The 24,006-nt window shown below is 71.8% G+C and carries 26 protein-coding genes; 18 read left to right on the forward strand and 8 right to left on the reverse strand.

The genetic code is table 11. The features are described 5' to 3' along the window. Positions 1–12 precede the first annotated feature (12 nt). Both QSK45_RS30985 and QSK45_RS30990 read right to left on the reverse strand, forming a co-directional pair. Positions 13–363, reverse strand: a complete 351-nt coding sequence (locus QSK45_RS30985; protein ID WP_285562200.1) for a hypothetical protein — start codon at positions 361–363, stop codon at positions 13–15. Beyond that, on the reverse strand, positions 360–944 hold the full coding sequence (locus QSK45_RS30990) for a DUF6232 family protein (protein WP_285562201.1): 585 nt from the start codon (positions 942–944) through the stop codon (positions 360–362). Before QSK45_RS30990 ends, QSK45_RS30985 begins: the two co-directional genes overlap by 4 nt. A gap of 281 nt (positions 945–1,225) precedes the next feature. Between QSK45_RS30990 and QSK45_RS30995 the strand changes: the two genes are divergently transcribed. The 5 genes from QSK45_RS30995 to mqnE all read left to right on the forward strand — a co-directional run bounded on the left by QSK45_RS30995 (position 1,226) and on the right by mqnE (position 6,098). Next, a complete protein-coding gene (locus QSK45_RS30995) occupies positions 1,226–2,677 on the forward strand; it encodes a menaquinone biosynthesis decarboxylase (protein ID WP_285562202.1) in 1,452 nt (483 codons plus the stop codon). After that, entirely contained in the window at positions 2,674–3,576 is a 903-nt protein-coding gene (gene mqnP / locus QSK45_RS31000) for a menaquinone biosynthesis prenyltransferase MqnP (RefSeq protein ID WP_285562203.1), read from the forward strand. The genes QSK45_RS30995 and mqnP overlap by 4 nt, the downstream gene beginning before the upstream one ends. Positions 3,577–3,679: 103 nt before the next feature. After that, positions 3,680–4,336 carry a UbiX family flavin prenyltransferase gene (locus QSK45_RS31005; protein ID WP_285562204.1) on the forward strand — a complete coding sequence of 219 codons (657 nt, stop codon included), beginning with the start codon at positions 3,680–3,682 and terminating at the stop codon, positions 4,334–4,336. Between the two features lie 104 nt (positions 4,337–4,440). Then, positions 4,441–4,896 carry an Lrp/AsnC family transcriptional regulator gene (locus QSK45_RS31010; RefSeq protein ID WP_285562205.1) on the forward strand — a complete coding sequence of 152 codons (456 nt, stop codon included), beginning with the start codon at positions 4,441–4,443 and terminating at the stop codon, positions 4,894–4,896. 38 nt (positions 4,897–4,934) lie between these two features. Further along, positions 4,935–6,098: an aminofutalosine synthase MqnE gene (gene mqnE / locus QSK45_RS31015; RefSeq protein ID WP_285562206.1), complete on the forward strand. Its 1,164-nt coding sequence runs from the start codon at positions 4,935–4,937 to the stop codon at positions 6,096–6,098. A 142-nt stretch (positions 6,099–6,240) separates the two neighbouring features. Here the strand turns inward: mqnE and QSK45_RS31020 are convergent, their stop codons facing one another. Then, the gene (locus QSK45_RS31020) at positions 6,241–7,122 is read right to left on the reverse strand and encodes a hypothetical protein (protein ID WP_490993640.1); all 882 of its coding nucleotides are present in this window, start codon (positions 7,120–7,122) and stop codon (positions 6,241–6,243) included. Positions 7,123–7,226: 104 nt separating this feature from the next. Between QSK45_RS31020 and QSK45_RS31025 the strand changes: the two genes are divergently transcribed. The 5 genes from QSK45_RS31025 (at position 7,227) to QSK45_RS31045 (ending at position 9,889) form a co-directional block, all read left to right on the forward strand. Further along, complete coding sequence (locus QSK45_RS31025; RefSeq protein WP_285562207.1) at positions 7,227–7,883, forward strand: UdgX family uracil-DNA binding protein; 657 nt, start codon at positions 7,227–7,229, stop codon at positions 7,881–7,883. A 9-nt stretch (positions 7,884–7,892) separates the two neighbouring features. Next, positions 7,893–8,420 carry a GNAT family N-acetyltransferase gene (locus QSK45_RS31030; protein WP_285562208.1) on the forward strand — a complete coding sequence of 176 codons (528 nt, stop codon included), beginning with the start codon at positions 7,893–7,895 and terminating at the stop codon, positions 8,418–8,420. A gap of 90 nt (positions 8,421–8,510) precedes the next feature. Beyond that, positions 8,511–8,810: a DUF4229 domain-containing protein gene (locus QSK45_RS31035; RefSeq protein WP_285562209.1), complete on the forward strand. Its 300-nt coding sequence runs from the start codon at positions 8,511–8,513 to the stop codon at positions 8,808–8,810. A gap of 74 nt (positions 8,811–8,884) precedes the next feature. After that, complete coding sequence (locus QSK45_RS31040) at positions 8,885–9,535, forward strand: TetR/AcrR family transcriptional regulator (RefSeq protein WP_285562210.1); 651 nt, start codon at positions 8,885–8,887, stop codon at positions 9,533–9,535. 144 nt (positions 9,536–9,679) lie between these two features. Beyond that, a complete protein-coding gene (locus QSK45_RS31045; RefSeq protein ID WP_285562211.1) occupies positions 9,680–9,889 on the forward strand; it encodes a hypothetical protein in 210 nt (69 codons plus the stop codon). A gap of 165 nt (positions 9,890–10,054) precedes the next feature. On the opposite strand, the gene QSK45_RS31050 is transcribed toward QSK45_RS31045, so the two are convergent. Beyond that, entirely contained in the window at positions 10,055–10,900 is an 846-nt protein-coding gene (locus QSK45_RS31050; RefSeq protein WP_285562212.1) for a MaoC family dehydratase, read from the reverse strand. A gap of 270 nt (positions 10,901–11,170) precedes the next feature. Here QSK45_RS31050 and QSK45_RS31055 point away from each other — a divergent pair, with 270 nt between their 5' ends. Then, positions 11,171–13,099 carry an AMP-dependent synthetase/ligase gene (locus tag QSK45_RS31055; RefSeq protein ID WP_285562213.1) on the forward strand — a complete coding sequence of 643 codons (1,929 nt, stop codon included), beginning with the start codon at positions 11,171–11,173 and terminating at the stop codon, positions 13,097–13,099. A 206-nt stretch (positions 13,100–13,305) separates the two neighbouring features. Further along, complete coding sequence (locus QSK45_RS31060) at positions 13,306–14,067, forward strand: G1 family glutamic endopeptidase (RefSeq protein ID WP_285562214.1); 762 nt, start codon at positions 13,306–13,308, stop codon at positions 14,065–14,067. A 34-nt stretch (positions 14,068–14,101) separates the two neighbouring features. Here QSK45_RS31060 and QSK45_RS31065 read toward each other — a convergent pair whose 3' ends face one another. After that, positions 14,102–14,554: an ATP-binding protein gene (locus QSK45_RS31065; RefSeq protein ID WP_285562215.1), complete on the reverse strand. Its 453-nt coding sequence runs from the start codon at positions 14,552–14,554 to the stop codon at positions 14,102–14,104. A 69-nt stretch (positions 14,555–14,623) separates the two neighbouring features. Here QSK45_RS31065 and QSK45_RS31070 point away from each other — a divergent pair, with 69 nt between their 5' ends. The 5 genes from QSK45_RS31070 to QSK45_RS31090 all read left to right on the forward strand — a co-directional run bounded on the left by QSK45_RS31070 (position 14,624) and on the right by QSK45_RS31090 (position 20,824). Beyond that, entirely contained in the window at positions 14,624–15,526 is a 903-nt protein-coding gene (locus tag QSK45_RS31070; protein WP_285562216.1) for a helix-turn-helix domain-containing protein, read from the forward strand. Further along, positions 15,523–15,768, forward strand: a complete 246-nt coding sequence (locus QSK45_RS31075) for a DUF397 domain-containing protein (protein WP_285562217.1) — start codon at positions 15,523–15,525, stop codon at positions 15,766–15,768. The genes QSK45_RS31070 and QSK45_RS31075 overlap by 4 nt, the downstream gene beginning before the upstream one ends. Before the next feature lie 152 nt (positions 15,769–15,920). After that, the gene (locus QSK45_RS31080) at positions 15,921–16,724 is read left to right on the forward strand and encodes a hypothetical protein (protein ID WP_285562218.1); all 804 of its coding nucleotides are present in this window, start codon (positions 15,921–15,923) and stop codon (positions 16,722–16,724) included. Positions 16,725–16,837: 113 nt separating this feature from the next. Further along, the gene (locus QSK45_RS31085; RefSeq protein WP_285562219.1) at positions 16,838–17,632 is read left to right on the forward strand and encodes an AfsR/SARP family transcriptional regulator; all 795 of its coding nucleotides are present in this window, start codon (positions 16,838–16,840) and stop codon (positions 17,630–17,632) included. 171 nt (positions 17,633–17,803) lie between these two features. Then, positions 17,804–20,824 (forward strand): AfsR/SARP family transcriptional regulator, encoded by a 3,021-nt coding sequence (locus tag QSK45_RS31090; RefSeq protein ID WP_285562220.1) that lies wholly within the window; start codon positions 17,804–17,806, stop codon positions 20,822–20,824. Positions 20,825–21,006: 182 nt separating this feature from the next. Here the strand turns inward: QSK45_RS31090 and QSK45_RS31095 are convergent, their stop codons facing one another. The 3 genes from QSK45_RS31095 to QSK45_RS31105 form a co-directional block, all read right to left on the reverse strand. Next, positions 21,007–21,192, reverse strand: coding sequence for a hypothetical protein (locus tag QSK45_RS31095; protein ID WP_285562221.1), 186 nt, complete (start codon positions 21,190–21,192; stop codon positions 21,007–21,009). A gap of 173 nt (positions 21,193–21,365) precedes the next feature. After that, positions 21,366–22,082: a class I SAM-dependent methyltransferase gene (locus QSK45_RS31100; protein ID WP_285562222.1), complete on the reverse strand. Its 717-nt coding sequence runs from the start codon at positions 22,080–22,082 to the stop codon at positions 21,366–21,368. A 140-nt stretch (positions 22,083–22,222) separates the two neighbouring features. Then, the gene (locus tag QSK45_RS31105; RefSeq protein ID WP_004984723.1) at positions 22,223–22,426 is read right to left on the reverse strand and encodes a cold-shock protein; all 204 of its coding nucleotides are present in this window, start codon (positions 22,424–22,426) and stop codon (positions 22,223–22,225) included. A gap of 288 nt (positions 22,427–22,714) precedes the next feature. Between QSK45_RS31105 and QSK45_RS31110 the strand changes: the two genes are divergently transcribed. Next, positions 22,715–23,563 (forward strand): menaquinone biosynthetic enzyme MqnA/MqnD family protein, encoded by an 849-nt coding sequence (locus QSK45_RS31110; protein WP_285562223.1) that lies wholly within the window; start codon positions 22,715–22,717, stop codon positions 23,561–23,563. Positions 23,564–24,006: the final 443 nt, after the last annotated feature.

Below are 24,006 nucleotides of genomic sequence, written 5' to 3' on the forward strand. Positions count from 1 at the left end.
CCGCCGTACCCGTCAGCCGCCGATCATCCCGACGACCGCCCGCACCGCCTCGGCGACCGGCTGCCCCACCGTCCCGACCATCGACGCGATCCCGGCGACGGCCATGAGCGCCCGCTGGCGTTCCTGGGCGGGCACGGCCGCGTCGGTGGTCGCCGCCCGCACGGACTCGTCGAGCAGCGCCGCGCTGGACTCCGGCACCCGCGTCCGCAACTCCGCGACCAGGCGCCGGAGTTCGGCGAGTGCCGCGACCAGCGCGGGGTCCTGCGCCGGCTGCGCGCCGCCCATGTTCTTGACGATGCCCTTGTTGCCCTGGCCGCCGTACATGTTCACGTTGTCGCCGTAGTGGTAGCTGTCGCCGCTCATGACCCGATCCCCACGTTTCCGCTGCCGCCGTACATGTTGACGTTGTCGCCGAAGTAGTAGTTCCTGGGCGAGACGGTGAGGCTGTGCACCGTCACCCGCAGCTCGGTGTCCGGGTGTTCGATGGCGTACGAGAGCTGCCCCACGAGCTGGTCCAGGTATCCCCGGTCCGGGCTGGTGACCAGCGCGGTGGACGCGCCCGAGGTCTCCACCGCGAGGACGTACTGCGAGGGCGCGGTCAGGACGCCGAGCATGTCGATCAGGAAGAAGATCTCGGCGAGGGCGGCGACGATCCACACGAAGCCGACGTAGCCGGCCGCGCCGGACCGCCCGTCCGACCCGCCCAGCGCCAGCACGGGCAGGCTGGGCAGCATCACGAGCATCGCGACCGCGAGGGTCCCGGCGCTGTACCGCAGGAACCGCAGCACCGCCTCCTTGCGCTTGGGACGCAGGTCGAAGGAGTAGACGCGGGCGATGTTGGCCAGCGGGTAGACGGCCCTGCCGATCCACAGGATGCGCTTGCTGACGCGCAGGTCGAGCGTCTGCGGCGTCTGGTGCGGCGGGGGCGCGGGCACGTCCGGCATGGGGGGCGCGGAGGCCGGCGCCGAAGCGGGCGGCGGTCCGGGTGGCGGTCCGGGCGGCGGGGTGGCCGGCGCGGGTGGTAAGTCCTGTGCGGGGCGCTCGGGCCCCTGGCCGTACTGCATCTGCTGTCGTCCCCCAGAGGTCGGGCAGAAGTGACTGCTCGGTGACCGACCATTAACGCGAGCCGAGCGCGGCCCTGGCAAGTGGTTAAGCACACCCCGTCCGGCCGCGGGCCGGGGCCCGGTGGACGGGTTCGGGCGGGCCGTGGCAGATACTGGGACGCATGGCTTACGACGATCTTCGCTCCCTGCTGCGGGCCCTGGAGCGCGAGGGAGACCTCAAGCGCATCAAGGCCGAGGTCGACCCCTACCTGGAAGTCGGGGAGATCGTCGACCGGGTGCAGAAGTCCGGCGGCCCGGCGCTGCTCTTCGAGAACGTCAAGGGCTCGGCGATGCCGCTGGCCATGAACGTCTTCGGCACCGACCGACGGCTGCTCAAGGCGCTCGGCCTGACGTCGTACGGCGAGATCTCCGACAAGATCGGCGGCCTGCTGCGGCCCGAGCTGCCGCACGGCTTCGTCGGTGTGCGCGAGGCATTCGGCAAGCTGGGCGCGATGGCGCACGTGCCGCCGAGGAAGATCAAGGAAGCGCCGGTGCAGGAGGTCGTCCTGCGGGGCGACGACGTCGACCTCGACCGGCTCCCCGCGCTGTTCACCTGGCCCGAGGACGGCGGCTCCTTCTTCAACCTGGGCCTGACCCACACCAAGGACCCCGAGAGCGGCATCCGCAACCTCGGCCTCTACCGCCTCCAGCGCCACGACAAGCGCACCATCGGCATGCACTGGCAGATCCACAAGGACAGCCGGAACCACTACCAGGTCGCCGCCCGCCGGGGCGAGCGGCTGCCGGTCGCCATCGCCTTCGGCTGCCCCCCGGCCGTCACCTACGCCTCCACCGCGCCGCTGCCCGGCGACATCGACGAGTACCTGTTCGCCGGGTTCATCGCGGGCAAGCGGATCGAGATGGTCGACTGCAAGACGGTCCCGCTCCAGGTACCGGCCAACGCCGAGGTCGTCCTGGAGGGCTGGCTGGAGCCCGGCGAGATGCTGCCCGAGGGCCCCTTCGGCGACCACACCGGCTTCTACACCCCGCAGGAGCCGTTCCCCGCGCTGAAGATCGACTGCGTGACGATGCGGAAGCGACCGCTGCTCCAGTCGATCGTGGTCGGCCGCCCGCCGACCGAGGACGGCCCGCTCGGCCGCGCCACGGAGCGCTTCTTCCTGCCGCTGCTGAAGATCATCGTGCCGGACATCGTGGACTACCACCTGCCCGAGGCCGGCGGCTTCCACAACTGCGCGATCGTCTCGATCGACAAGAAGTACCCGAAGCACGCGCAGAAGGTCATGCACGCGGTCTGGGGTGCGCACATGATGTCGCTCACCAAGCTGATCGTGGTCGTGGACGCGGACTGCGACGTCCACGACCTGCACGAGGTCGCCTGGCGCGCCCTCGGCAACACCGACTACGCCCGTGACCTCACGGTCGTGGAAGGCCCCGTGGACCACCTCGACCACGCCTCCTACCAGCAGTTCTGGGGCGGCAAGGCCGGGATCGACGCCACCCGCAAGTGGCCGGAGGAGGGCTACACGCGCGACGGCGGGTGGCCGGAGATGGTCCTGTCGGACCCGGATACGGCGGCCCTGGTCGACCGCCGCTGGAAGGAGTACGGCCTGTGAGCACGGCCGCCGCAATCCCCCGGCCGGGACGCACCAAGGCGTTCCTGCGCCTGGTGATGATCGAGCACTCGGTCTTCGCGCTGCCCTTCGCCTACATCGCCTCGCTGACGGCGATGTTCGAGCTGGACAAGGACATCCACTGGGCCCGGCTGCTGCTGGTCACGGTCTGCATGGTCGGTCTGCGCACCTTCGCGATGGCCGTGAACCGGATCATCGACCGGGAGATCGACGCCCGTAACCCGCGCACGGCCCACCGCGAACTGGTGACCGGCGCGATGTCGGTACGGCACGCCTGGACGGGCGCGCTGGTCGCGCTGGTGGTCTTCCTGGGCGCGGCGGCGCTCCTGAACCCGCTCTGCCTGGCCCTCGCCCCCGTCGCGGTGATCCCGATGGTGGTCTACCCCTACGGGAAGCGGTTCACGAACTTCCCGCAGGCCATCCTGGGGATCGCCCAGGCCATGGGCCCCATCGGCGGCTGGCTCGCCATCTCGGGCAGCTGGTCCTGGGACGCGGTGATCCTCGGCCTCGCGGTCGGCGTCTGGATCGGCGGCTTCGACCTGATCTACGCCTGCCAGGACGTGGAGACCGACCGGGCGATCGGCGTGAAGTCGGTCCCGGCCCGCTTCGGCATCCCGGCCGCCATCCGGGGTGCCCGCGTCTGCCACGCGATCACCACCGCGCTGTTCGTCTGGTACGCCCTCGCGACCCACGCCGGCGCCTTCTTCTGGCTCGGCCTGGTGATCGTCGCCGGGGCCTTCCTGTACGAGCACAGCATCGTGCGCCCGCACGACCTGTCCCGCCTCAACCGGGCGTTCTTCAGCGTCAACGGGTTCATCGGCATCGCGCTTTTCGTGTGCGCCCTGCTGGACCTGCTGGTCCGGGGCCTCACGGTCCGATGACGCCCGAACAAGGGGCCTCGGCCCGCTTCTTGCGCCCACCCGGCCTGAGCCCGGGTGGGCGCGCCGGTACGCTCAAGGTGTGAACGCAGGAGAAACGCGGCGCGTGCCTTGGATCGTGGGGGTGTCCGGTGCTTCCGGGACACCGTATGCGGCTGCCGTGCTGCGGGCGCTGCTGGGGGCGGGGGAGGCGGTGGACCTGGTGGTCAGCCGGGCCTCCCGGCTGACGCTGCTGGACGAGACGGGGATCTCGTTCCGGGACGCCCACTGGCAGGACGACCTGCGGGAATGGCTGGCCCGTGGTGCCGACGGCAAGCCCGGGACCTTCGATGTGGACCTCGGCGGGGTGCGGTACTGGAACGCGGGTGACCTCGCGGCGGGACCGTCGTCGGGGTCGTACCCGGCGAAGGGCATGCTGATCGTGCCCGCCTCCACGGCCTGTGTGGCCGGGGTCGCGCTGGGCCTGTCCAAGGACCTGCTCCAGCGCACGGCGAGCGTCACACTGAAGGAACGCCGCACCCTCGTCGTCGCCGTGCGGGAGACCCCCCTGAACGGTCAGACCCTGCGGCACCTCGTCGCCCTGGACGACGCCGGCGCCTCGGTCGTCCCCGCCTCGCCGGCCTTCTACGCGGGTGCCACGCACATCCAGGATCTGGTGGACTTCGTCGCCGGGCGGGTGCTGGACGCGGCGGGCGTCGAACACGGCCTGTACCGGCGCTGGCGGGGCGGGCTGGGCGGCGGCTCCACCCGCCAGGAGCAGTAGCGCCGGCGGCAGCAGTAGCGCCGGCGGCAGCAGTAGCGCCGGTGGCAGCAGTAGCGCTCTACCCCTCATCACTCGAGAACTCTTCAGCGGAAGGCTTCGATCGCATGGACGCGGTGGACAGGCAGCTCATCCAGGCCCTGAGGGAGAACGGCCGGGCCTCCTACGCGGAGCTGGGGCGCCTCGTCGGCCTGTCGGGCCCGAGCGTCACGGACCGCATCAACCGGCTGGAGGCGGCCGGGGTCATCACCGGTTACCGCGCCACGGTCGACGCGGCCTCGCTCGGCCTCGGCGTCACCGCCCTGATCGGCATCTCGCTGTCCGACGCGGCCGACCACGAGGACGTGGCGCAGCGGCTGCGGGACCTCAAGGAGATCGAGGACTGCTGGTTCATCGCCGGTGACGACTCCTTCATGCTCAAGGCGCGCGCGGCGGACGTGGACGGTCTGGAGCGGATCATCCGCCGGCTCAGCGGGACGAAGGGCGTGTCGCGGACCCGTACCACCATCGTGCTGTCCACGAAGTGGGAGAACCGGGTCGGGGAGCTGCCGGAAGAGGTGTAGGGATACCGTAGGCCGAGCTGTCGTAGAAAGGTGTTGGCATGGACGTCGGGCTCAAGCGCGAGCTGGAGGAGAAGGTCCGCTCCGGTGAGCGGCTGACCCGCGAGGACGGCATCGCGCTGTACGAGTCGGACGACCTGGCCTGGCTCGGCGGTCTGGCGCACGAGGTGCGGACGCGCAAGAACGGCGACGTCGTGCACTTCAACGTCAACCGGCACCTGAACATGACGAACGTGTGCACGGCCTCCTGCGCGTACTGCTCCTTCCAGCGCAAGCCGGGGGAGAAGGACGCGTACACGATGCGCATCGAGGAGGCCGTCAAGCTCGCGAAGGCGATGGAGACGGAGAACCTCACCGAGCTGCACATCGTCAACGGGCTGCACCCGAACCTGCCGTGGCGCTACTACCCGCGCTCGCTGCGCGAGCTGAAGGCGGCGCTCCCGAACGTCTCCCTCAAGGCCTTCACGGCGACGGAGATCCACCACTTCGAGACGATCTCCGGGCTGTCGGCCTCGGAGATCCTGGACGAGCTGATCGACGCGGGTCTGGAGTCGCTCACCGGCGGTGGCGCGGAGATCTTCGACTGGGAGGTCCGCCGGCACATCGTGGACCACCGGACCCACTGGGAGGACTGGTCCCGGATCCACCGGCTGGCGCACGAGAAGGGTCTGAAGACCCCGGCCACGATGCTCTACGGCCACATCGAGGAGCCGCGCCACCGCGTCGACCACGTGCTGCGCCTCCGCGAGCTCCAGGACGAGACCGGCGGCTTCCAGGTCTTCATCCCCCTGCGCTACCAGCACGACTTCGTGGACATGAAGGACGGCAAGGTCCGCAACCGCCTCCAGGCGCGGACGACGATGGCGACGGGTGCCGAGGCCCTGAAGACCTTCGCGGTCTCCCGCCTGCTGTTCGACAACGTCCCGCACGTGAAGGTCTTCTGGGTCATGCACGGCGTCCAGACCGCCCAGCTGGCCCTCCAGCACGGCGCGGACGACATGGACGGGTCGGTCGTCGAGTACAAGATCACCCACGACGCCGACAACTACGGCACCCCGAACAAGCTGACCCGCGAGGACCTCCTGGACCTCATCCGCGACGCCGGGTTCCGCCCCGTGGAACGCAACACGCGCTACGAGATCATCCGCGAGTACGACCCCGCCGATCCGGCACGCCGGGACTCCCCCCAGCCGATGCGCGTCTGACGACCTCTCGCCCACCCATCCGTCCCGGCCGGCCGGCGGGTGGGCGGTAACCGTCCGGCCGGGGCGAGCGGGCCCCGCCCAAGGGGGCGCGGGGAACCGCGCGGCCGGCCACGACCGGCCCGCACCCGGCGAACACGCCTCCTCAACTCCAGCTGGGCGACGGCCCGTACGCCGGCTTGTACGGAATCGGCCGGCCGGTGTGCGCGTCGAGCACGACCCGGTCGCCCACCGGCTGCGCCAAGCGGACCGTCACCTGGCGCGGCCTCGCCTGCTTGGTGCAGTCGCCGTGCTCCTGGTTCTCGACGGCGCCGGAGAGCACGACGCTGCCGGCGGTCTCCAGGACGGTCACCACGGGCCCGTCGTCGCAGACGCCGTCGAGGGCGATCACCGTCACCGAACGCCCGTCCACCGCGATCCGGACCACCCGGTCGAGGGGCTGCCCCGGGACCCCGCCGCCCGGTCCGATCGGCGGCCGGGGGAGCGGTGACGCGGTGACGGCGGCCCGCGTGAGCGGGTCCGCGTAGCCCTCCAGGGAGAACAGCCAGGCAGGGACCACCGCCGGGCCCCGGCTGGTGGCCACGGTCATCCGGCCCGGCTTCGCACCGGTCACGGTGAGGTGCGGCTTTCCGTCGACGCGACCGCCCGCCAGGGCGTCGTACGACTCCGCCGCCCCCACCATCGGCCGTGTGACCGACCTGCCCCCGGCCCACGTCACCCGCCCGTTCTCCGGTCCGGCACCGGGCAGCGCGCCCCGCGGGACCACGGCGTGGTCCCGAAGGGCCTCCTCTTCCGCCCGGCTCCGCAGACCGCCCCGCGGCAACTGGAGCACGTCCCCCCTGGGGTGGTAACCGGCCCGCCACGCGGCCGCGGCGGCCGACCCGTCCCACCCCTTCGCGACCCGGGCGGCCCGGCGCGCGGACGCCGTCCCGTCGTCACCGGCGCCCTCGTGCCCACCGCAGCCGGCGACGGCCGCCAAGGCCGCCGCCCCGAACAGGCTCACCGAGCGCAGCATCCGTACCCGCACGGGGGCCCCTCCCGGAAAACGCGCGCTTCCCTCCCGGCGACACCGGTCCTACCCAGGAGTGAGCCCTGCCGTTCACGCTCCCCCCGGACGGGTACCCGGAGGACATGCCCTCCGCGACCACCCCCGAGGACGCCTACACCGCCGCCCCCTTCGTTCCCGCCCGCGGTGGGCTCGACGCGCTGCGCAGGGCGGCGGCCGACTGCCGGGGCTGTCCCCTGCACGGCCCGGCCACCCAGACCGTCTTCGGGGAGGGGGACGCGGACGCCCGCGTGATGCTCGTGGGGGAGCAGCCCGGTGATCAGGAGGACCGCCAGGGCAGGCCCTTCGTGGGGCCGGCCGGGCGGCTTCTGCACCGGGCGCTGGAGGAGGCCGGTCTGGACCCGGCGGAGGCGTACGTCACCAACGCGGTCAAGCACTTCAAGTTCGCGCAGACCGAGCCCCGCAAGCGGAGGATCCACCGCGCCCCGACCCTGCGGGAGATGACCGCCTGCGCCCCCTGGCTGGCGAGGGAACTGGCGCTGGTGGAGCCGGAACTGGTCGTCATCCTCGGTGCCACCGCGGGCAAGGCCCTCCTCGGGTCGTCCTTCAGGGTCGGGCAGGTCCGCGGCACCGTCATCGAGCGGGACATCCACGGCCGCCCCGAACGCCTCCTTCCCACCGTCCACCCGTCCTCCGTGCTCCGGGCCGACGACCGCGACACGGCCTACCGGGGGCTCCTGGACGATCTGAAAGTCGCCGCACGCGCCCTTGGTAATGGATAAGATGCGCTTGTGGCCCTTACCTTCACTCTGGAACCTCCTCTCACCCCCGCACTCCGCGACGGCCTCCTCGACCTGTGGACGGACGTGTCGAACGCGGGCGGTGCCGTCGGTTTCGTCCCTCCGGTCCGCCGCGAGGAGACAAGGCCCGAGCTGGTGCGCCACCTGGTGCAGATGGCCGAGGGCCGCACCCGGCTCCTCGTCGGCCAGGACGCGCACGGCACGCCGGTCGCCGCCGCGTTCCTCACCTCGAACCCACAGCACCTGAACGCGCACTGGCTGTCGCTGTACTCCGTGATGGTGCACCCCCGCCACCAGGGCGAGGGCCACGGCCGCGATCTGCTGGCCGCCGCCGAGGACGCGGCCCGCGCGACGGACGGCATCGAGGCGATCCGCCTGTCCTGCCGGGGCGGCCAGGGCCTGGAGCGGTTCTACGCCTCCTGCGGCTACAAGGAGGTCGGCCGCGTTCCCGGCGCCGTACGCGTCGCGCCGGACGACGACCGCGACGAGATCTTCATGCTCCTGTCCCTGGGCCGCTGAGCCACCCCCTCCCGACCCCGCTGCATGGTCGCCCGCCTGGCGTGCTTCACTGGACGATGACCCCTTTTGGAATCGGACGAGTGGATTGAGATGCTCCGCTACACGCTGATGCGCCTCGGTATCTTCGCGGGCTGCCTCCTGGTCGTCTGGGGAGCCGTCTACTCCGGCATCTTCCCGCGCGGCTTCGGCGCCTCCAACGGCCTGTGGGTGCTGCTGCTCGCCCTGGTCATCTCGGCGCCGATCAGCTGGGTGGCGCTGCGCAAGGAGCGGGACCGGGCGTCGATGCAGGTCGTGGGCCGCGTCGACCGCATGAAGGCGAACCTGGAGGCGAACCGCAGCCAGGAGGACGTCGCCGACGACGGCGCGCGGGCGCAGAGCCAGCCGTCCTGACGACACCCATCGCCCCCCGGCCAAGATCGCCGAAGGGCGGATGACGGCCCCGGCATCCCTCTAGTCTTGCCCTCATGGGTGACGGCAGGACCAAACGGATGCCGAGGGTGGAGCGCGAGCGGCAGATGCTCGACGCCGCCGTGGAGGTCATCGCCCGGCACGGGTACACGGCCGCGTCGATGGACGAGATCGCCGAACTGGCGGGTGTCTCCAAGCCGTTGGTCTACCTCTACCTCAACTCCAAGGACGACCTCTTCACCGCGTGCATCCGCCGCGAGGCCGCCGCCCTGACCGAGGCCGTCCGCGCGGCGGTCCGCCCCTGTCTCCCCGCAGACCGCCAACTCTGGGACGGTGTCCAGGCGTTCTTCGCCTACACCGCCGAACACCCCGACGGCTGGACCGTCCTCCACCTCCAAGCCCGCACCCACGGCCCGCGCTTCGCGGCCGAGGCCGACGCCATGCGCGCGGAGATGACCGCCTTCGTCACCCGCCTGATCGCCTCCGCCGCCCAGGAGTCCACCCACTCCCGCGACCTCCCCGCCGCCGAGATCGAGGGCCTCGCGATGGCCCTGATCGGCGCGGCGGAGTCCCTCGCGGACTGGGCCAACACGACCGAGGGCATCACCGCCCCGCAGGCCGCCGCCACCCTGATGAACTTCGCCTGGTCCGGCCTGGGCGACCTGATGTCGGGCAACCGCTGGGCGACCCCGGTCGGCCTGGCCTGAGACGGACCCCGCGCGCGGTCGGCGGCGAGCGGGCGTCGCGCGGCGGATTCCCGGGGGCCGGCCACACCCCGACCTGATGATCCGGAGCGGTGGTGAGCCGCGGGCGCGTGCCTCGCCGCCGCGGCCGACGAGAGGGAGAAGCCCATGGCGACGTTCGTCCTCGTGCCCGGTGGCCGGCACGGCTCGTGGTCGTTCGAGGCGGTGGTACCGCTGCGGGAGCGCGCCGGTCACACCGTGGATCGCGCTCACCTCACCGGCGCCACGCTGGTCGGCCACAGCTACGGCGGGATGGTGATCGCCGCCGCCGACCGCGCCCGCGGACGGGTCTCCCGCCTCGTGCACCTCGACGCCTAGGTGCCGCGCGACGGCGAGTCGTGCTGGTGGTCGACCACCGAGCGCTACCGGCAGGCGTTCATCGCCGGCGGCGCGATCCCAGGGCCGACCTCCCCCAGCCGCCGGCAGCCTCCCCGTACGCCGGGCCGCCGGACAGGTCCTGCGCGGGCCGGGTCCCGGCAGGCCCTACGGCGCCTCGCTCACCGTTCCGGACAGGTGCAGGCGGTCCCCGGCGCCGCGCAGTTCGAACCCGCGGCCCCGCGATCCGTACCGCACCACTCCCGGCAACGGCACCGGCGCCCGGAACTCCACCCGGACCAGGGAACCGTCGGACACCTCCCCGTACGCCGCCACGCACCGGGCCGCCGTCCACATGCCGTGCGCGATCGCCCGGCGGAAGCCGAAGAGGCGGGCCGTGAGGGCGGTGAGGTGGATGGGGTTGCGGTCGCCCGAGACGGAGGCGTAGGCGCGGCCGAGGTTCCCGGGCACCTCCCACTCCTGGCGGCGGGGGAGGGGGCTCGCCCGCTCCGGGGGCGACGCGCGCGTGCCCTCACCCGCCGTCCGGTGCCGGGACAGGTACGTGCTGCGGGACTCCCACACCGGTTTCCCCGCCAGCCGTGCCTCCGTCACCACCGTCGCCTCCGTTCCTCGGCGGTGCGGGGCCAATCCCGATACGTACACCGTGAGTTCGTACGACCCCGAGACCGGCAGCGCCGCATGGCGCACGATCTCGATCGACGTGTGCACCAGCCCCGGCAGGGGGAGGGGGAAGTCGCGCGCGCCGAGCAGCCGCATGGCCAGCGGGAAGGCGAGGACATGGGGGTAGGGGAGGGGCAGGGTGGCGGCCGGGGCGGGAAAGGCGCACAGGCGGGAGTAGGCCGAGAGGCGGGAGCCGTCGGCGCGGGCGTCCCGCAGGACCAGGCGGGTGCGGGCGTACGGCGCCCCCGGCGACGGCCGTTTGCGCAGGGAGCGCACCGCGCCACCCAGCAGGACCGGAAGCAGGGCCGGCGGTTTGTCGAGGACGGTCGACATCAAATCCCCCGGAGACGGGAACAATTTCTTTACGCGGTAGTAAAGTTACCGTAGGTAAGCACAGGTGGGCCAGTGACGGAAGCTGCGACCGCCCGGCGCGACCCGTCCCCGGACCACCCCCGGACCACCTCCGGACCGTCCCCGGAACCGCACGAAGCCCCCACAACGGGCCCGTACGATCACTCGCCTGACCGGCGGTAACCCCTCAGCTCGTTCGCCGCGCGCCCCGGCCGCCGGTGATCGCCTCGCCGTACGCCCGAGGAGCCGCACGTGTCCCCCCACCACCCCCTCGACCCCCCTGTGTCCGCCGTGGATTACGACGGCGTACCGGTACTCGTCGCCCCCGGGACACGGCGGCTCGACGGAGCCGTACGGGAAGTGGTCGTACCGCCCTTCGCGGCGCCGGTGACCCATGGGTCGCTGGCCGACCTGCCGTTCGACAACGCCGCCGAGGACCCGGGCGCGGTCGTCCTCAGCCGCAGGCTCCCCGGCGGCCACTGGAAGGACATCACCGCCGCGCGGTTCGCCGAGGAGGCGCTGGCGGCGGCCAAGGGGCTGATCGCGGAGGGGCTCGTACCCGGAGACCGGATCGCGATCATGGCGCGCACGACGTACGAGTGGACGCTGCTCGACTTCGCCGCGTGGGCCGCGGGGCTCGTCACCGTCCCCGTCTATCCCACCTCCTCCGTCTTCCAGACCCGGTGGATCCTGCACGACTCCGGCGCCGTCGCCCTCGTGACGGAGACGGCCGCCCAGGCCGCCGCGCTCGGACCCGAGCTGCAACACCTGCCCGGTCTGCGGCACTTGTGGGTCATGGAGAAGGGGCACGTGGAGCGGCTCGCCGACGCGGGGGTGACCGTGCCCGAGGGGGAGATCGGGGTGCGGCGCGGCATGCTCGGGCCCGACACCCTCGCCACGCTCGTCTACACCTCCGGCACCACCGGCCGCCCCAAGGGCTGCGCCCTCTCGCACGGCAACTTCTTCGCCGAGGTCGACAACGCGATCGAACTCCTCCACCCCGTCTTCAAGCAGCACGACAACGACCCCTCCGTGCTGCTCTTCCTCCCCCTCTCGCACGTCTTCGGGCGCATGGTCGCCATCGCCTGCGTCCGCGCCCGCGTCCGCCTCGGACACGCACCCAGCCTCAGGGCCGACGACCTGCTGCCCGACCTCGCCGCCTTCCGGCCCACCTGTCTGCTCACCATCCCCTACATGCTGGAGAAGATCTTCAACTCCGCGCGCGCGAAGGCCGAGTCGGGCGGCCGGGGTGCCGCCTTCGACCGCGCCGCCGCCGTCGCCCGGCGCTACGGCGAGGCGCTCCAGGCCCGCCAGGCGGGCACCGGCGGCGGGCCCGGCCGCGCGCTCAAGACCCAGCGCGGCTTCTACGACCCGCTCGTCTACCGCCGCATCCGCGCCGCGATGGGCGGCCGTGTCCGGCACGTCATCTGCGGCGGCTCGCCGCTCGGGCGCGGTCTCGCCGCGTTCTACGCCGGGGCGGGCATCGGGATCTACGAGGGGTACGGCCTCACGGAGACCACCGGCGCCACCACCGTCACGCCGCCGCTCAAGCCCCGTCTGGGCACTGTGGGCTGGCCGCTGCCCGGCACCCGGGTGCGGATCGCCGCCGACGGGGAGATCCTGATCGCCGGCGACCATGTGCTGCGCGGCTACTGGGACCCGCAGGCCGGCGGCGTCGTCCCCGCCACCCGCGACGGCTGGCTGCACACGGGGGACCTGGGCGAGCTGGACGACGAGGGCTACCTCACCATCACCGGGCGCAAGAAGGAACTCCTCATCACCTCCGGCGGCAAGTCGGTCGCCCCCGCCCCGCTGGAGAACTGGCTGCGCCAACACCCCCTGATCTCCCAGGTGATGCTCGTCGGCGACGACCGCCCCTACGTCGCCGCCCTCCTCACGCTCGACCCCGACGGCATCGTCCACTGGCGGCAGATGAACGGCAGGCACCCGGTACCACCCGAACTGATCGCGGACGACCTGGAGTTGCGGACCCTCCTCCAGCGCGCCGTCGACGACGCCAACCGCCTCGTCTCCCGCCCCGAGTCCATCCGCCGCTTCACCGTCCTCCCCGTCGACTTCACGGAGGAGGCAGGGCACCTCACCCCCTCCCTGAAGCTCCGGCGACGGCAGATCCTGGCGGACTTCGCCCGAGAGGTGGAGGGGCTGTACGAGGGGGCGTGAGCGGGGCACCGGCCCCCCGCGGTGGCGAAATCGCCGCCAACGCGCCTTTTCTCGACGGTACTTGGCAGGAGCTTTGCTGTGAAAACCCGGTAGTCGGGTGACAACGGGCCGCGGTTTGACTGCACACTGACAAGCACGGGGCGCACGTTCCCCCCACTGGTGGCCGCCAGTCACGTCTGCACCGCGAGTCCGCGAGAAGGAGCAGCATGTCTGCAACGATCCGCCTCACCGCCGCCACAGCCGTAGCCGCCGCCGTCCTGTCCGCGCTGGCGACCTCCCCCGCGGCGGCCGTCGCCGCGCCGGCGCTGCGCATGACCCCGGTCAGCGGGCACATCAGCAGCCACCACCTGGTTGGCGGCATCAGGAACAGCACCAGCTCCAACTGGGCCGGCTACGCCGCGACCGGCACGACGTTCACCAGCGTCTCCGCGAGCTGGGTGCAGCCGGCGGTCAGCTGCTCCAGCGCGACCACGTACTCCTCGTTCTGGGTCGGCATCGACGGTGACGGCAGCAACTCGGTGGAGCAGACGGGCACCGAGGCGGACTGCTCCGGCGGCCGGGCGGTCTACTCGTCCTGGTACGAGATGTACCCGGCTTACCCCGTCAACTACAGCAACACGGTGAGCGCCGGCGACCACTTCACCGCCACCGTCAGCCGCAGCGGCAGCACGTACACGCTCACCCTCTCGGACACCACCAGGGGCTGGACGAAGACCACCACGAAGACGCAGAGCGGCCTGTCCAACGCCTCCGCCGAGGTCATCGCCGAGGCACCGTCCAGCTCCACCGGTGTGCTGCCGCTGTCGAACTTCGGCACCGCGAGCTTCACCGGCGCCACGGCCAACGGCCAGGCGATCGGCAACTACTCGCCCGACAAGATCGACATGGCCTCGGGCAGCACCACCAAGGCCACGACCTCCTCGCTGAGCGGCGGGGAGAACTTCTCGGTCACCTACAACCACAGCTGAGCCGCGGCTCGCTCCGGCGGGGCGGTCCCGGGCGCTACGGCGTCCCGGGGCCGCCCCGCTTTCCGGGTGACAGCGGGATCTCGGCCCACACCGTCTTGCCCACGACGCGCTCGCGCACGCCCCAGGTCCGGGCGAGGGCGTCCACGACGATCAGGCCGCGGCCGTGTTCGTCCCCCGGGGCGGCGCGGAGCACCTTCAGGGGCCGGTCGCCCCGGGTGTCGCTCACCTCGATGCGCAGCGTGTCCTCCTCGGGCAGGAGCGTCAGCCTCAGCTCGAAGTCCCGGCCGGGTACGCGACCGTGGGTGACGGCGTTGGTCGCGAGTTCGGAGACGAGGAGCTGGGCGGTGTTGTTCAGCGGTCCGTCGTAGCAGTAGCCCCAGTTGTCGAGCGAGGTTCCGGTGAGCCGCCGGGCCAGTCGGGCGCCGCGGGGAGTGGCGCTGAGCCGCTGGACCAACTCTTTCAGGGGGGTGGAGATTTCCGGATTCACATCACCGAGCGTGGCCGGTCCTCCCTACGCTGACCAGGAGAAACCCGGCGACTCTGCGTAGTCGTACGGATGCGAGTCGGCGCGTGTACGGAATGGGCGGAGGGCGGAGTGGTAGCGGAGCAGGAGCGGCGGCCGGAGACACCTGGTGAGGAAAACGGGGCGGCGGGTGTCTTCGCCATGGTGGGCAGGCAGTTGAAGCTACTGCGGGAGCGGGCGGGGCTCAGCCAGTCGGAGTTCGGGGCACTGGTCGGCTACGGCCCGGATCAGATCTCGGCCATGGAGCGGGGAGTACGGACCCCGAGGCCGGAGTTCCTGATCAAGGCGGACCCGATCCTCGGCGCCAGCAGGATGCTGATCGCGGTCATCCCCGACGTGGAGGAGGCGATGACCAGGGCACGGACGCGGCATCCCGAGTGGTACCGGGACTATGCGGGTCTGGAGGCGCAGGCGGTATCCCTGCACGACTACAGCACGATGGGTGTACTCGGCTTGTTGCAGACCGAGGAGTACGCCAGTGCGGTCTTCATGCAGAGGTACCCGCCCCTTGACGAGGAGACGATCGAGAAGCGGGTGGCCGACCGACTCTCGCGACAGCAGATCTTCGAGCGGTGGCCACTGCCGGAGTTCAGCTTCGTCATGGAGCAGGCGGTCCTGGCGCGACCGATCGGCGGCCCCGAGGTGCACAAGGGGCAGCTTCGCCACCTGCTGCACATCGGCCGCATGCGCAACGTGCAGTTGCAGGTGATGCCCACCGGCCGGGTCGAACACCCGTGCCTGGACAACTCCTTCACCTTGCTCACGCCGAAGGGTAAGGACCAGGTTGGTTACATGGAGAGCCATGGATACCCGCGTCTGATCACCGAGCGTGAAGAGGTCCGCACCCTGGCCGCTCGCTATGGAATCATCCGGGCTCAGGCCCTTAACCCCCGCGAGTCCCTGGAGCTGATCGAGGAGATGCTGGAAGAGCGATGACTTCACAGACGAACTGGTTCAAGTCCAGCTACAGCAGCGGTGAGGGAGGCCAGTGCCTTGAAGCCGCGTACGCCTGGCGCAAATCGAGCTACAGCGGCGGCGAAGGCGGCGATTGCGTCGAGGTCGCCTCGCACCCCACCGCCATCCACGTCCGCGACTCCAAGCAGCCCGCCGCGCACCTCACCATCCGCCCCGCCACCTGGGCATCCTTCCTCGCAGTTGCCCAAGTGCAAGCAAGGTGAGTCATTGACGGGTCGGTGGGGCGGTGGGGCGAGTACCGTACGGGGCGTGCCGTGCGCAACCAACCGCTGGGGAATCGTCCGGGACCGGATCGGTAACGCCCGCTCGTAGCCTGCCTTTCCACCCTCGCCGACTTCGTCATCCGAGCAGAGGTATGAAAGAAGACAACGACGTCAGCCGGATCTTTCTGCTGAACCCGGACCCGCGCCTCCTCAGCGAGGCACACCGGTCCGGTGTGCAAGTGCGCTCGGCTCGCGTCGACCCGCACGACGAGTCCGCGCTGCGGCCCCTCCTGGAGGAGGCCGCGGCCGCCGGGCTCTTCGTCAATCCCGCGCGCGCCCTGCGACTGCTCGCGGCCCCGGACGCCGTACAGCGCCTGGTCAGGGACAACCGGCTGTCGCCGGACGCCGGCGCGGTCTGCGGCGCGCCCCGGCTGACCGTGGAGACGCTGACCGTGCACGGGATGCACCAGACCGTGGGGATCACGGCCCGGACGCGGTACGGTCTGCTCTCCCCGGCCCCGCTGACGGAGGACACCGCGGCGGAGGTACGGGCCGTGGTGACCGCGCTGCTGGACCTGACCGGGTACCAGTACGGACCCGCCCACACCGGCGTCACCCTCACCCGGCGGGGCCCGGTGATCACCGGCTGCCGGGCGGGCCTCGCGGACGATCCGATTCCGGAACTGCTGAGGACGGCGGGGGGATTCGATCTCGCCGCCGGAGCCGTGCGGGTCTTGGCCGGAAAGCTCGTGGAGGCGGTACGGCCGGAAAGGTTCGCCGCGGCGGTGGAATCCAGCCGGCCGCCGGGTTCCGCGGCCATGCTGCCGGATGTCCGGTTCGTGCCGGCCCCCGGAGCCCGCTGCCCCGGGCACCTCGTGGTATGGGCCGACTCCCCGGCGGGCGCGGCCCAGCGGGTCACCTCGCTCGGCGCGCTCGGCGCGGGCGAGGCGAGCTGACCGCGGCCTGGGGAACGGATCGGTAACGAACCGGTACCAGTCCGTCCCACTGTTGATACGTCGCCGGAAGAAGGACGACGACGCCAGCGACGTCAACAGGAGGCGGAGCAAGGATGCTGAAGTTCTCGATCCTCGGGGCACTGCAGGTCCGTACCGTGTCCGGGCCGGCGGAGATCTGCGGCGACCTACAGCGCACCCTCGTACAGACGCTGCTGGTCAGCGAGGGGCAGCCGGTTTCCGGGGAGAGCCTGGTCGAGGAGATGTGGGGCGAGGCCGCACCGGACAACCAGGCCAACGCCCTCCAAGCGCACGTGAGCAGGCTTCGACGGAAGCTGAAGGCCCTGGAACCGGGGCGTCCGGTATCTCGGGTGACGATTCATCCCTCCGGTTACCGGCTGACCGTGGACGAGGACGAAGTGGACGCCGCCGAGTTCGTGCGGACCGTACGGGAGGCCGAGTCGGCGTCGCTGGACGACGCCGAGGGCACCGCCCGGATGCTGGGGCAGGCGCTCGCGCTGTGGCGGGGGCCGGTGTTCGGCGGGTTCGCCGGCGGGACCCTGTGCCAGCTGGCCGGGGCGCGCTACGAGGAGTACCGGATGCGGGCGATGGAGCTGCGCTTCGACGCCGAACTGCGGCTCGGACGGCATGCGGCGGTGCTCGCGGAGCTGGCCGAGGCCCATACCAACCACCCGTTGCGTGAACGGTTCTGTGAGCAGTTGATGGTCGCCCTCTACTGCTCGGGGCGGCAGGCGGACGCGCTCGACGTGTTCCGCCGGATGCGCCGCCAGCTCGACGAGGAACTGGGGATCCAGCCCTCGCCCGCGCTGCGCCGGGTGGAGAGCGCGATCCTCCGTCATGATCCAGCCCTCTTCGGCGATGCGCGTTCCACCCTCCTCCAGATCGCCTGAGGTGGTTAGCCTGTTCGCCAGGACCGAGGAAGACCCCAGGTAGCCGGAATCGCCTCCTTCGTGTTACTCGTTCGGGTACAACCTAGGGTGGTCCCGAACATCTCGGGCCGGACGGTGCGGCGGGGCGGAGGGGACGGGTTCGTGGAATTGGCGGCATCCGGTCGTCCTGTCGTGCGCTTCAACATCCTCGGCTCGCTCGAAGGCTGGTGCGGCGAGCGCCGGTTGCGGCTGGGCAGTCCGACGCAGGAGCGGGTGCTGGTCACCCTCCTGCTCGAACCCGGCCGCATGGTCCCGATGGCCCGGCTGGTCGCCGCGGCGTGGGACGACGAGCCACCGCAGACCGCGAGCCACCAGATACGCAAGTGCGTCGCCGCGCTGCGCACCCGCATCCCGGACGGCGCGGCCCTGATCGCCACCGACGGAGCCGGCTACCGGGCCACGCTGGGCGCACACCAGCTGGACCTGCACGAGTTCACCGAGCGGTCCAGGCAGGCGCGGCAGGCGGTGGCGGCCAGCCGGCCCGAGGAGGCCGTCGGCCATCTGCGGTCCTGCCTGGAGCTGTGGCGGGGCCCGGTGATGGCGGGCGCGGGCGGGTCCGTGATCAGCGCGGCCTCGGCGGCCCTCGAAGAGCGCCACATGGCGGTCGCCGAGCAGTACTTCGAACTCCAGCTGGAGCTGGGGCAGTCCGGCGAGCTCGTGGGCCCCCTGAGAGAGCTGGTGACCGCGCACCCGCTGCGGGAGACCCTGCGCGGGCGGCTGATGGTGGCCCTGTACCGGGCCGGGCGGCAGGCCGAGGCGCTGGAGGAGTTCGGGCGGGTGCGCGACCTGCTGGTGGAGGAGCTGGGCATCGACCCGGGTGCCGAACTCACCCGGCTCTACGAGGCGATCCTGCGCGACAGCCCCGAAGTGGCCCCCCGGGTACCGCAGTCGGTGGCCGACCGTGCCGCCCTGCTGGTCCCCGCGCCGTACACCACCCAGACGTCCGGCTCCGAGCCCGCGCCCTGCACCCTGCCGTACGACCTGCCGGACTTCACCGGCCGCGACGAGGAACTGTCCCGGCTGGTCACCGTGGGCTGCGCCCCGGCCACCGGCGGCACCCGGATCGTCGGCGTGGACGGCATGGGCGGCAGCGGCAAGACCGCGCTCGCGGTGCACGCCGCCCATCTGCTGGCCCCCGAGTATCCCGACGGACAGCTCTTCGTGGACCTGCGCGGCTTCAGTCCGGGCGAGAAGGCCCAGGAGCCGGGGGCCGTGCTGCATTCCTTACTGCACACGCTGGGCATACCGGACGATCGAATACCGGACGATCTGGAACGCCGCACCACCTTCTGGCGGACCGTTTCCGCGCAGCGGAAGTTATTGCTGCTGCTTGACAACGCTGCCGACGCCGCCCAGGTCCGTCCCCTGCTGCCGGCCTCCGAGGACTGCCTCGCCATCGTCACCAGCCGGGTCCGGATGCTCGACCTCGACGGCTCCGAGTGGCTGTCGCTGGGACTCCTGTCGGCCGGTGACAGCGCCACCCTGCTCACCCGGATGCTGGGTGCCGACCGCACCGCCGCCGAGCCCCGGGCCGTGGACCGGCTGGCACGGCTGTGCGGGGGGCTGCCGCTCGCCCTGCGCATCACCACCGCACGGCTGCGCAACCGGCCCCGCTGGACCGTGCAGTACCTGGTCGACCGGCTCGCCGACGAGACCCGGCGGCTGCGCGAGCTGAGTGCCGGGGAGCGCAGCGTCGAGGCCACGCTCCGGCTGTCGTACCAGGCGATGGACGAGGACCAGCGCGGTGCCTTCCGGCTGCTCGGGCTGCACCCCGGCAGCGCCATCGACGTGCCCTCCGCCGCCGCCCTGCTCGGCACCGACGGCCACGAGGCCGAGGACCTGCTGGAGTGCCTGCTCGACGCGCACCTGCTGGAACAGCACGAGGCGGGCCTGTACGGCTTCCACGACCTGGTGCGCACCTACGCGCTCAGCGTCCGCGAGGTGGAGGACGACGAGGAGTCCGCCGTCGAGCGCCTCGTGGCGTACTACATCGAGACCACGGACCGGGCCTGCGAGACCCTCTTCCCCGGCCGCAGCCGCTACGGCGACGCCCCGGCCAAGAGCGTGCCCGACCTGCCCCGCCTGGACGACGGCGAGCAGGCCCTGCGCTGGTTCGACCGGGAGTACGAGGCGCTGCTCGCGGTCGTCGCCCAGGCCGGCACCCAGGGCCTGCACCGCCCGGCCGCCCTGCTCGCCCGCAACCTGCTCTTCTACCTGGACCTGCGCGGCCGCTACGAGGAGTTCCGGGTCGTCGGCCGGATCGGGGTCGCCGCCTGCCGCCGGCTGGAGAACCCCGCGCTGCTCGGCATCAGCCTGTGCAACCTGGCGGTGGCGCACTGGTGGCTCGGTGACTTCCAGGACGGCATCACCACCGCCCAGGAGGGCCTGGAGCTGTCCCAGGGCAGCGATCCGCGATCCGAGGCGATGTGCCTGGACGTGCTCGGCCTGCTGCACGGCTCCCTCGGCAACTTCGAGCAGGCCCGCGCCTACCTGGACCAGGGCATCGCGCTGCACCGGGAGCTGGGCCTGTCCCGGATGGAGGCGCAGGCGCTGGTCAACCTCTCCACCGTGCAGATCTGGACCGGTCACTACGCGGAGGGCGCCCGCAACGCGGCCCGCGCCACCGAGCTGAACCGGCGCCTGGGCGAGCGCAGCAACGAGATCCACTCCCTGACCTTCCTCGCCCTCGCCCACCTCGGCACCGGCGAGGACGAACGGGCGCGCGCCTGCCTCGCCCAGGCCCTGGAGCTGTGCGACGAGTCCCGCAAGCCGGCCAACGTCGCCGTCGTCCTCGCCCACTGGGCGCGGGTCTGCCAGCGGCTCGGCGATCTCCGCTCGGCCGCGGAGCACGCCGAGCGGGCGCTCGACCTGGTCTCCGCGGAGGGCACGGCGCTGCGCCAGGCGACGGTGTCCAACGTGGTGGGGCTCGTCCATCTGCGCAGCGGGGCGCCGGAGCGGGCGATGGAACTGCACGGGCAGGCCCACGAACTGGCCTCCCGGCACGGGTACCGGATAGAGATCGCCCACGCCCTGCACGGGATGGCGGAGGCGGCGCAGGCGCTGGACGACGAGAAGACGGCCGAGCGGCACAGCGCCGAGGCACGGGCCCTGTACGACGCGATGGGGGTCACGGAGGCCGGGCGGCGGCTGTAGCGCCCGGCCGGCGTCCGGCCGACCCGCATCGCGTCGTACGGGAGGGCAACGGCAACGGCACCGGGGGTGCGGGACCCGGCCGGTGCCGTTGAGCGCTCTGTGCGGGGGAGCGGTGGTGCGGGTTCGGGGAAGGCGGGGGGACGGCGCACTGCGGGGGGCGCCGCCGGGGTGCGGGCGGACGGTCAGGAGCCGACGACGCCCGGACCGCGGTCGTCGGCCAGCACGGTGCCCGGGTGGCCGTCGGTGCCGTGCACCACGGCCTGGTGCAGCCCGGTGGCGGGCAGGGCCGCGGCGGCACCCAGGGTGAGGACGCCCGCGCCGGCCAGAGCCGCCAGAACCGTCTTCGTACGCAGTGCGATGGAACGCATGTGCAACCCCTTGTGAGAGACGGACCGTAGTTCCGGTCGCCGGGCTCTCCCCGACGCCACGACCGATCTTTGGGTTAGGCGGTCCCCATGCCGTCCCCGCTGGGTACCGGGGCCAGGGAGGCTGTCGGTACCCCTGTTCGACGACGCAGGTCAGGACGGGTGTCGGAAGGGTGTCAGGCGGGTTTGGTGACGCCCAGGAAGGCCTGTGGGACGCGGGCGACACCCGTGCCGAGCGTTTCGTCGGGCTCGCGGACGGTGCGGAAGACGGGCGTGAACCCCGCTCGCGTCAGCAGCCGGACCATGTCCTCGGGCCGGCGCCGCCGGAAGTCCAGTGTCACCGGGTGGCCCCAGGGGTCCGCCAGTCGCAGGGGCTCCTCGCCCACCTGGAAGGCCAGCAGCAGCTGCCCGCCGGGGGCGAGGACGCGGTACAGCTCGGCGAACAGGTCCGGGAGCCGCTCGTCCGGGGTGTGGATGGAGGAGTACCAGGAGACGGCACCGGCGAGCCCTCCGTCGGGGAGCGGGAGATCCAGCATGGAGCCCTGCCCGAAACACAGCCCGGGGTGCTCGCGGCGGGCCACGTCGAGCATGGCGGCGGAGAGGTCGAGCCCGAAGGCGTCCAGGCCCAGGGCGGCGAGGTGCCCGGTGACCGCGCCGGTACCGCAGCCGAGGTCCGCGACCGTGCCGCCGGGGCCCACCAGCTCGGCGAAGGCGGCGAGCAGGGCCCGCTCCAGCGGCTTGTCGGCGAGGGGATTCGCGAAGTGCTCGGCGTAGTCCTCGGCGACGGTGTCGTAGAAGGCGCGGGTGGAGGCGAGGAAGTCCGGGAAGTCCCGAGTCCGGTCCTGGGACTGGTCCTGGGACTGGTCCTGGGTTTGATCCTTCGTTTCGGCCATGAGCACCGAACGTAGTCCGTGAACGAATAGGGAACGGCGGAAGAAATTGCTCCGGATGCGGGGAAAGGCAGGAGCCCCGTTGCCGAAGACGGCACGGGGCTCCTTGGGTACTGCTCTCAGGTTCTGCGATCAGGCAGTGATCAGACGGGGGTGACGTTCTCCGCCTGGGGGCCCTTCGGGCCCTGCGTCACGTCGAAGGACACCTGCTGGTTCTCCTCGAGGGAGCGGAAGCCGGTGGCGTTGATCGCGGAGTAGTGAACGAAGACGTCGGGGCCGCCGCCCTCCTGGGCGATGAAGCCAAAGCCCTTTTCGGCGTTGAACCACTTAACGGTTCCGGTAGCCATAAGCCCTCCTTGGGCTCAAAAGGGTTTGCCCTGCTCCAGAACCTGCAAGTGCGAAAACGTGCTGCACCACTGCATTCGTCTGAAAACGACGAGAGCCCGCGGTCACATGCTCCGCAGGCTCTGTACTGCAAGGGAAACCAAACTGCAACTTGCGGCGAGCCTAGCATGCGGGCAGCCGAAAGCAATAGAGGGCAAGATCACTTCACCCGGATGTTTGAAAGTCGGTAACCCGTTTGACGGCGGGGCCGGTCCAAGCACCGTACCAGCCGAGGGCTAGAGTCCCGCGATGTGGACATTTCTCGCACCCGGCCGCGCGTCGGCCACATCCAGTTCCTGAACTGCCTGCCCCTCTACTGGGGGCTCGCGAGAACCGGCACCCTCCTCGACTTCCAGCTGACCAAGGACACGCCGGAGAAGCTCAGCGAGCGGCTGATCCAAGGGGAGCTCGACGTCGCCCCGGTCACCCTGGTCGAGTACCTGAAGAACTCGGACGATCTGGTCGCCTTCCCGGACATCGCGGTCGGCTGCGACGGTCCGGTGATGTCCTGCGTGATCGTCTCGCAGGTCCCGCTGGAGCGGCTGGACGGCGCCAAGGTCGCCCTCGGCTCGACCTCCCGCACCTCGGTCCGCCTCGCGCAGCTCCTGCTGGCCGAGCGGTACGGCGTCCGGCCCGAGTACTACACGTGCCCGCCCGACCTCAGCCTGATGATGCAGGAGGCCGAGGCCGCCGTGCTGATCGGCGACGCGGCCCTGCGCGCCAACCTGCACGACGGCCCGCGCTACGGTCTCGCCGTGCACGACCTGGGCGCGCTGTGGAAGGAGTGGACCGGTCTGCCGTTCGTCTTCGCGGTGTGGGCGGCCCGGCGGGACTACCTGGAGCGCGAACCGCTCATCACCCACCAGGTGCACCAGGCCTTCCTGGAGTCCAAGAAGATCTCCCTCGAAGAGGTCGACAAGGTCGCCGAGCAGGCGGCCCACTGGGAGGCCTTCGACGCGGAGACCCTCGCCAGGTACTTCACCACCCTCGACTTCAGCTTCGGCGAGCCGCAGCTGGCCGCGGTCGCCGAGTTCGCCCGCCGGGTCGGCCCGACGACGGGCTTCCCGGCGGACGTGAAGGTGGATCTGCTCCAGCCGTAATCACTACGCTGCGGGGGATCGGGACCGGGACCCCGCTGGGGACGGGGACTTCGCTCAGGGGCGGACCTCGCTCAGGGGCGGACCTCGCTCAAGGGCTTCGCTCGGGGGCGGGACCGAGACCGGGGCCTGCCCTGAGGACGGAGCCGGGACCGGGAGTCGGATACGGACCGGGACCGGGATCGACGGGGACTCGGGCCGGGGTCGCGGGACCGGGGCTTGGCGGACGGGGGAGAGGGGCAGGCCGTGCGGGCGGGCGATCCGGGTGCCGCGGGGGACGCGGGCGGCGCGGGGGAGCCGGGACGGCCGGCCGGGCCCGGCGGTCCTGCCGGACGGCCGGCGGGACCGGGTGGCCCGAACGGGCGGCCGGCGGGGTCGGGTGGTCCGGATGGGCGGGACGGTCCGGACGGCGCGGTCCGCGGCCCCGGTGACAGGCCGGGTTCCGG

It is taken from the genome of Streptomyces hygroscopicus subsp. hygroscopicus (assembly GCF_030269125.1).
In the GTDB taxonomy this organism is placed as follows: Bacteria; Actinomycetota; Actinomycetes; order Streptomycetales; family Streptomycetaceae; genus Streptomyces; species Streptomyces hygroscopicus_C.